This window comes from Mycobacterium sp. E2479, from assembly GCF_001667925.1.
In the GTDB taxonomy this organism is placed as follows: Bacteria; Actinomycetota; Actinomycetes; order Mycobacteriales; family Mycobacteriaceae; genus Mycobacterium.
Genome location: NZ_LZJR01000126.1, coordinates 1 through 8,023 on the forward strand (window position 1 = coordinate 1; position 8,023 = coordinate 8,023).

The window sequence follows — 8,023 nt, forward strand, 5'->3', positions numbered from 1 at the left end:
GCACTGGGCCTTCCGAAAGCGAATGGTCCGCTGCCGCGACGGATCGCCGAGCGAGATTGGGTGGAAATCCAGGCCTATGACGAGGTCTGCTTTCCTTCGCTGGCAGCTGAATGGGCGGGGAGGGACGGCAAACGGAGTTTCACCGGAGCGCTGACGCTGGACCTACCGACGCCGGCCGATGAGGACGTCGCGTCGTGGATTGCCACGGGAACACCACCGATTTTCTTCGGCTTCGGCAGCACACCGGTGAAGTCTCCCGCCGACACGATCGCCATGATTGGCGGGGCCTGCGCGCAGTTGGGCGAGCGGGCATTGGTGTGCGCCGCCGGCACCGACTTCGGTGAAGCCCGCCGTTTCGAGCACGTCAAGGTCGTGAACGCGATGAATTACGCGACGACATTTCCCGCCTGTCGCGCGGTTGTGCACCACGGCGGCACTGGCACCACGGCCTCAGGGCTGCGCGCCGGCGTCCCGACGCTCATCCTCTCGACCGACATCGATCAGACGATTTGGGGAGCGCGGGTCAAGCGCCTGAAGGTGGGCACAGCCCGGCGCTTTTCGAGCGCCACCCAGAAATCGCTGGTCGAGGACCTGCGCCGGATCCTCGCCCCGGAGGTTGTCGCCCGTGCCCGCGATTTCGCCGCCCGAATGACCACGTCGACCGAAAGCGCCGCGGCCGCAGCGGATTTGGTGGAAAAGTACGCCCGCCCTGCCTTCAACGGCTAAGTCCGCAATCGCGTCCCAGGTCGAGTTCTGGTGGGGCCGGCTGGCCATGCGTATGTGATCTGAATCACATAATGACCCCCGATCACCCCCCCTTTTCGGCCGCTATTCGACTCAAGTATGGTAGTGAACTTGTTGCACTCATGTCGACTGGATATTCGGGAGATCTGGGAGAAGTGATGAGTATCAAGCGATTTGACCAAAACGGCAGATTTCGGGTTCTGGTCAATAGCGAGGAGCAGCACGGCCTGTGGCCGACCCTCGCGGACGTGCCGACTGGTTGGCGAACGGCTGACGGCGTAGCCAACCCGGTCACCTGTCTGGACCACATCGAACTCAACTGGACTGATACACGGCCGGGGATTCTGCGCGAGGGGCTGTTAGCAGGCCGGTCTGCTGACAGGTGACCCGGCCGGAGTCGGGGGCTTCGGGGGAACTTAACGGTCGGCTATTTCCGCTGACGCGCGGACAACTCGACATATGGCTTGCCGAGGAAACGGGTCGGTTCGGCGCCAAGTGGCAGCTGGGTGTGTTGGTGCGAATCGCGGGCCCGCTCGATGCCGGTCGGTTCGAGTCGGCGGTTCGTCACGCGGTGCAGGAAGCCGAATCGCTTCGGGCCGCCATTTTCCAGGTGGATGGCCAGGTTTTCCAACGGATCGTCGACTACCCGGACGTCGAGCTCGCTCGCTACGACCTCCTGGGATCGCAGGATCCCGCACAGGACGCCTATCGCTTAGCGTCATCCATCCAGCGCGAGCTCATGCCGTTCAGCGGTCCGCTGTTCAAGTTCGCGTTGTTGCAAACGCGGATAGATGAATTCTTTTTCTTTGCGTGCTGCCATCACATCGTTGCGGATGGACTGGGCCTGGGCCTTTTCTGTCATCGCATCGCCGCTGTTTACAACGCACTCGCTTCGGAGCAGCAGATTCCTCCCGCGTTTTTCGGCTCGCTGCGCGATCTGATCGATTCCGAACTCGAGTACGAGGCGTCCGCCGATTATCTCGCTGATCAGGCCTACTGGACGGAAAACCTCCCGCCGGCAAAGGAGGTGCGCTATCGGTTGGCGCATGACGGGGGTGAGAGTGATTCGGATGAGTGTTCTGCACCCGTTCAACTGGATCCCGTCGTCGTATCCGGCATTCACGAGTTGTCACAGACGTTGGGGGTGGGCCGTTCGGCGGTGATCACCGCGGCGTGCGCGTTGCTGGTGCGTGGGTACGACGCGGAGAGCTCAGAGGTCGTGCTCGATTTTCCGGTGAGCAGGCGAGTGGGTCTGGAAGCACGGTTGGTGCCCGGGATGGTTTCCGGGGTGGTCCCGTTGGTGTTCAAAGTTGCACCGGACTCCACGGTCGCAAGCTTTTGCGAACAGGTCGGTACCCGAATTGGTGAGGCGCTCCGGCATCAGCGATTCCCCGTGCATGCGATGGAGCACGCGGCCCGTTCCGGCGACTCCGGGCGCACACCGAACCGGGTGATTGTCAATTTCATTCCGCCCACGTATATGTCCGATCTCGCCGGTTCCCCGGCTTCGGCGACGCTGACCAATTCGGGCCTCGTGGACCAGTTCGGACTGCTCTTCACCAGGGACGGTGATCAGCTATTTCTCAGCACCGCGGGCGCTGGGCAGTTGTTTACGAATTCTGATGTCGACGATTTGGCGCGCCGGCTCGAGCGGGTGCTGGCGGCGATGATCGCCGACCCGGCGCGGTCGTTGTCATCGCTCGACGTCCTGAACGACGATGACCGCGCCCAGTTGGATAACTGGGGCAACCGGGCGGTGCTGACCCAGGCGACGAGCGCAGCGGTGTCGATTCCGGAGTTGTTCGCCGCGCAAGCGGCGCGTACCCCCGACGCGGTGGCGCTGACATGCGGGGAGCGTTCGTGGACTTACCGCGAACTCGACGAGGCCGCGAACCGGTTGGCCCACCTGCTGCGCGGTCAGGGCGCGCGCCCGGGTGAGTATGTCGCGCTACTGGTTTCGCGGTCAGCCGAGGCGATCGTTTGCCTTGCGGCCGTGCTCAAGACCGGGGCGGCGTATCTGCCGGTCGACCCTGCGCTTCCGGCCGCCCGCATTGAGTTCATGCTCGCCGACGCCGCACCGATCGCCGCGGTCGCCACGGCTGCCCTGCGAGCGCGGCTAGACAAGTGCGAGCTGCCGGTCATCGACATCGATGATCCGGCCATTGAGAGCCAGCCCGGCAGCCCATTACCCGCACCGGCCCCCGACGACATCGCGTACCTCATCTACACCTCGGGCACGACCGGCGTACCCAAGGGCGTGGCAGTCACCCACCGCAACGTGACCCAGCTCGTCGCGACACTGGATGCCGGCCTGCCCCGCCCCGGGGTGTGGTCACAGTGGCACTCGCTGGCGTTCGACGTCTCGGTCTGGGAGATCTGGGGTGCCTTGCTGCGCGGCGGGACATTGGTGGTGGTGCCCGAAGACGCGGTCGGCTCACCGGATGACTTGCGCGCGCTACTGGCCGCCGAACACGTCAGCGTCCTGTGCCAGACCCCGTCCGCGGTCGCGGCATTGTCGCCCGAGGGGTTGGAGTCGACGGCGTTGGTCGTGGCCGGTGAGGCCTGCCCGGACGACGTTGTGGACCGCTGGGCGCCCGGCAGGGCGATGATCAATGCCTACGGCCCGACCGAGACCACGGTCTACGCGGCGGTGAGTGCGCCGTTGCGAGCGGGGCTGGGTGCGCCGATCGGTTCGCCGGTGCCCGGGGCGGCCCTAGCGGTGCTGGACGGGTGGCTGCGGCCGGTCCCGGCGGGCGTGATCGGCGAGTTGTATGTCGCCGGTCGCGGTGTGGGCGTTGGCTATTGGCGACGGGCGGGTTTGACGGCAACGCGATTTGTGGCCTGCCCATTCGGCCCGGCGGGGACGCGGATGTACCGCACCGGGGACCTGGTGTGCTGGGCCGCTGACGGACAGCTGCGGTATCTGGGTCGCGCCGACGAGCAGCTCAAGATCCGCGGTTACCGCATCGAACTCGGCGAAGTCCAGGCGGCGTTGGCCGCACATCCACGGGTGGCCCAAGCGGCGGTGATCGCCCGCGAGGACGGCACCGGCGACAAACAGCTGGTCGGCTACGTGGTGCCGGATCAGCAGATGATGCTGGTTCGCGAGCCCGGGCGGGAAACCCGGCTCGTCGAGCAGTGGCACGGGGTGTACGAGGGGCTGTACTCGTCGGGTGCCGCGGCGATGCTGGGGGAGGATTTCGCGGGCTGGAACAGCAGCTATACCGGGGCGCCGATCCCGCTGCAGGAGATGCGCGAGTGGCGCGCGGCCGCGGTGGACCGGATCCGGGGGTTGGGTCCCCGGCGCTTGCTCGAGATCGGGGTGGGTTCGGGACTGTTGCTGGCCCAGCTGGCCCCGGATTGCGACGAGTACTGGGGCACGGATTTTTCCGCGCCGAGCATCCAAAGCCTGCAGGCGGCGGTGGCCTCGCAGCCGTGGGCCGATCGGGTGCACTTGCGGGTGCAGCCGGCCGATACGGCAGAGGGGTTGCCGCACGCGCATTTCGATGCGGTGGTGCTCAACTCCGTGGTGCAGTACTTCCCCAGCGGGGGCTATCTGCTGGATGTGCTGGCGGTGGCGATGCGCTTGCTGGCGCCGGGTGGAGCCGTGTTCATCGGCGATGTGCGCAACTTGTCGCTGTTCCGTGCGTTTACCACCGGGGTGGTGTGCGCTGACAAGACCGGCGCGGCGGACACCGGCGCGGTGGTCGGCGAGCGAGTGCGCCGGGAGATGCTGGCCGACCAGGAACTGCTGCTTGCACCGGAGTTCTTCGTGGGGTTGCCTCAGCTGTTGCCCGAGATTTCCGTGGTGGATGTGCGGCTCAAGCAGATGCGGGCCGTCAATGAGCTGAGCGGTTACCGCTATGAGGTGGTGCTGCACAAGACGCCGATGGCAACGCGCTCGCTGGCGGATCTGCCGTCGCAGCCATGGCGCCGGTTCGGCGGCCTCGCCGCGCTGGCGGAATATCTGCGCTCCCAGGGGTTCCCGGAGCTGCGGATAAGCGGCGTGCCGCACGCCGGGATCTGGCCGGATGTGGCGCTGGCCGACGCCTTGGCCGGCACTGACGAGAGGGCGACGGTCGGCGAGCTGCGCGCCGGGCTGGCCGCACCGGATGCGGTGTTGCCGCACGAGTGTGAGCTGCTGGGCAGGCAATTGAATTATGCGCCGGTTGTGACCTGGTCGACGACGGCCGGGCTGGTCGACGTCATCTTCACCCGCGCCACCGACGCGATCTTCTCGGACGTCTATCTCCCGGCCGCGCCGATAGGTTCATTGGCCGAATTTGTCAATGACCCGGTGGCGATTGAACGGGCCGCCGAGTTGCGTGACCACGTCGCCGCCCGGCTGCCGGAGTTCATGGTTCCCGCGACGATCATGATGGTCGAGTCGCTGCCATTGACCGTCAACGGCAAACTCGACAAGCGGGCGCTGCCAACCCCGGAGTTCGTCAGCGCAGTGGCCTACCGCGCGCCACGGGACGGGCGGGAGGTGGTGCTGGCCGCCCTGTTCGGCGAGATTCTCGGGATGACACGGGTCGGCATCGACGAGTCCTTCTTCGACCTGGGTGGGCATTCGCTGTCCGCGACGCGGCTGGTGGCGCGGGTGCGCGCGGAACGCGGCGTCGAGGTCCCGATCCGGGCGCTGTTCGACGCGCCCACCGTGGCCGGGCTGACCGAATGGATAAGCACGCACGCCGGACAACACGCCGGGGCGGCGTTGACGGCGCGGCAGCGGCCCGCGGTGGTTCCCTTGTCGTTTGCCCAGAGCCGCTTATGGTTTATCGGTCAACTCGAGGGTCCCTCACCGGTTTACAACATGGCGGTGGCACTGCGGCTGCAAGGGCGCCTCGATGCCGAGGCACTGGGTGCGGCGCTGGCCGATGTGGTGCGTCGCCATGAGAGCTTGCGCACCCTGTTCGCCGCGGCGGACGGGATACCTCAGCAGGTCGTAATGCCCGCCGAGCGGGCGGAATTCGGTTGGCGGATCGTCGATGCTGTCGACTGGTCACGCGAGCGGCTTGACCATGCCATCGCCGCGGTGGCGGGCCACAGCTTCGATCTGGCCGCCGAGATTCCGCTGCAGGCACGGCTTTTCCGCCTCGCCGACGACGAACACGTGTTGGTGGCGGTGGTGCACCATATCGCAGCCGACGGCTGGTCGCTGGGCGTGTTGGCCGCGGATATCGGTGTGGCATACGGCGCGCGATCTGCCGGACGGCCACCGGGGTGGACCGAATTGCCGGTGCAGTACGTCGATTACACGTTGTGGCAGCGAGAGCAGCTGGGCGACCTCGACGACGACGGCAGTCGGATCGTCAGGCAGTTGGCCTACTGGGAGCAGGCTTTGTCGGGGATGCCCGAGCGCCTGCAGTTGCCGACCGACCGGCCGTACCCGGTGGTCGCTGACTACCGCGGCGCCAGCGTGGACGTTGACTGGCCGGCTCGATTGCAGCAGCAGGTAGGTCAGCTGGCTCGCGAACACAAGGCCAGCAGTTTCATGGTGGTGCAGGCCGCCCTCGCGGTGGTGCTGTCGAAGCTCAGCGCGAGCCGGGACGTGGCAATCGGCTTCCCGGTTGCCGGGCGCCGTGATCCAGCGCTCGACGGGTTGGTCGGGATTTTCGTCAACACGTTGGTGCTGCGGGTCGACTTGGACGGCGATCCCACCGTGGTCGACCTGTTGGCCCAGGTGCAACGGCGCAGCGTGGACGCCTACGAGCATCAGGATGTGCCCTTCGAGGTGCTCGTGGAGCGGCTCAACCCCAGCCGAAGCCTGACTCATCACCCCCTTGTGCAGGTCTTGTTGGCCTGGCAGAACTTCGCCGGGCAGGACGACACCTTTACACCCGGATTGGCCTTGGGTGACCTGCAGGTAACTCCACTGCCGCTGAACACCCACAGCGCGCGCATGGACCTGACGTTCAACCTGTCCGAACGCTGGACCGAGTCCGGTGAGCCCGCCGGAATCAGCGGGAACGTGGAGTTTCGCACCGATGTGTTTGATGCCGAAAGCGTCCGGGAGTTGATGGGGCGGTTGCGACGGGTGTTGGTGGCGATGGTCGACGATCCGGCGCGGCGGTTGTCGTCGGTGGATGTGCTCGATGTGGGCGAGTATGCGCGGCTGGATGCGTGGGGCAATCGGGCGGTGTTGAGCGTGCCGGTGATGTCGGGGGTGTCGATTCCGGCGGTGTTTGCCGCGCAGGTTGCCCGGACGCCGGAGGCGGTGGCGATCAGTTGCGACGGCCGTTTTATGAGCTATTGCGAGCTGGATGAGGCGTCTAATCGGTTGGCGCATTTGTTGGCCGGACACGGGGCGGGTCCGGGGCAGGTTGTGGCGCTGTTGTTGTCGCGGTCGGCGGAGGCGGTCGTGGCGATTTTGGCGGTGTTGAAAACCGGGGCGGCGTATCTGGCGATCGACCCGGCGGTGCCGGCGGCGCGGATCGCGTTCTTGGTTGGCGATGCCGCGCCGATCGCGGGGGTCACCACGAGCGAGTTGGCGGGGCGACTCGATGGCCAGGACGTGGCGGTCATTGATATGGCCGATCCCCGGATTGGGGCCTGTCCGTCCAGCGCGCTGCCGGCGCCCGCGGGGGAGGACGTCGCGTATCTGATTTACACCTCGGGCACTACCGGGGTGCCGAAGGGGGTGGGGGTCACTCATCGCAATGTGGTTGAGCTGTTGGCGGCGATGAGCGACAGCTTGGAGTTGGCGGGTCAGGTGTGGTCGCAGTGGCATTCGTTGGCGTTCGACGTGTCGGTGTGTGAGATCTTCGGGGCGCTGTTGCTTGGTGGGCGGTTGGTGGTGGTGGCGGAGTCGGTGGTGCGCTCGCCGGAGGAGTTTCGTGGCGTGCTGGTGGCCGAGCGGGTCGGTGTGTTGAGCCAGACGCCGTCGGCGTTTTATGCGTTGCAAAGCGTGGATGCGTCGGTGTCCGGCGCGGCGGGCCGGCTGGAGTTGCAGACGGTGATCTTCGCCGGTGAGGCCTTGGAGCCTCGGCGTCTGGGTGCTTGGGTAAACGATCATCCGGATCTGCCTCGGCTGGTCAATATGTATGGCACCACTGAGACGACGGTGCATGCGTCGTTTCGTCAGATCGTCGCGGCCGATGTCGATATCAGTGTCAGCCCGATCGGGGTGCCGTTGGGGCATCTGGGCTTTTTCGTGCTGGATGGCTGGTTGCGTGCGGTGCCGGTCGGGGTGGTCGGGGAGTTGTATGTGGCCGGTCGCGGCGTGGCGTACGGGTATGTGCGGCGGGCTGGGTTGACCGGGTCGCGGTTCTGCTGC

Annotated in this window: 3 protein-coding genes; all 3 read left to right on the forward strand. The window is 66.3% G+C overall.

What is annotated here, in order from left to right:
- The coding region (locus A5686_RS27680) for a glycosyltransferase (protein ID WP_369829723.1) at window positions 1–726 on the forward strand (726 nt) is incomplete at its 5' end.
- A 176-nt stretch (window positions 727–902) separates the two neighbouring features.
- Window positions 903–1,130, forward strand: a complete 228-nt coding sequence (locus A5686_RS18585) for an MbtH family protein (protein ID WP_067937351.1) — start codon at window positions 903–905, stop codon at window positions 1,128–1,130.
- Window positions 1,127–8,023 (forward strand): non-ribosomal peptide synthetase (locus A5686_RS18590; protein WP_197520628.1); only part of this gene is annotated, 6,897 nt, incomplete at its 3' end. The genes A5686_RS18585 and A5686_RS18590, both read left to right, overlap by 4 nt.

Coding starts and splice junctions, on each gene's coding strand:
- A5686_RS18585 (WP_067937351.1), top strand. CDS start 903: ATGAGTATCAAGCGATTTGACCAAAACGGCAGATTTCGGGTTCTGGTC.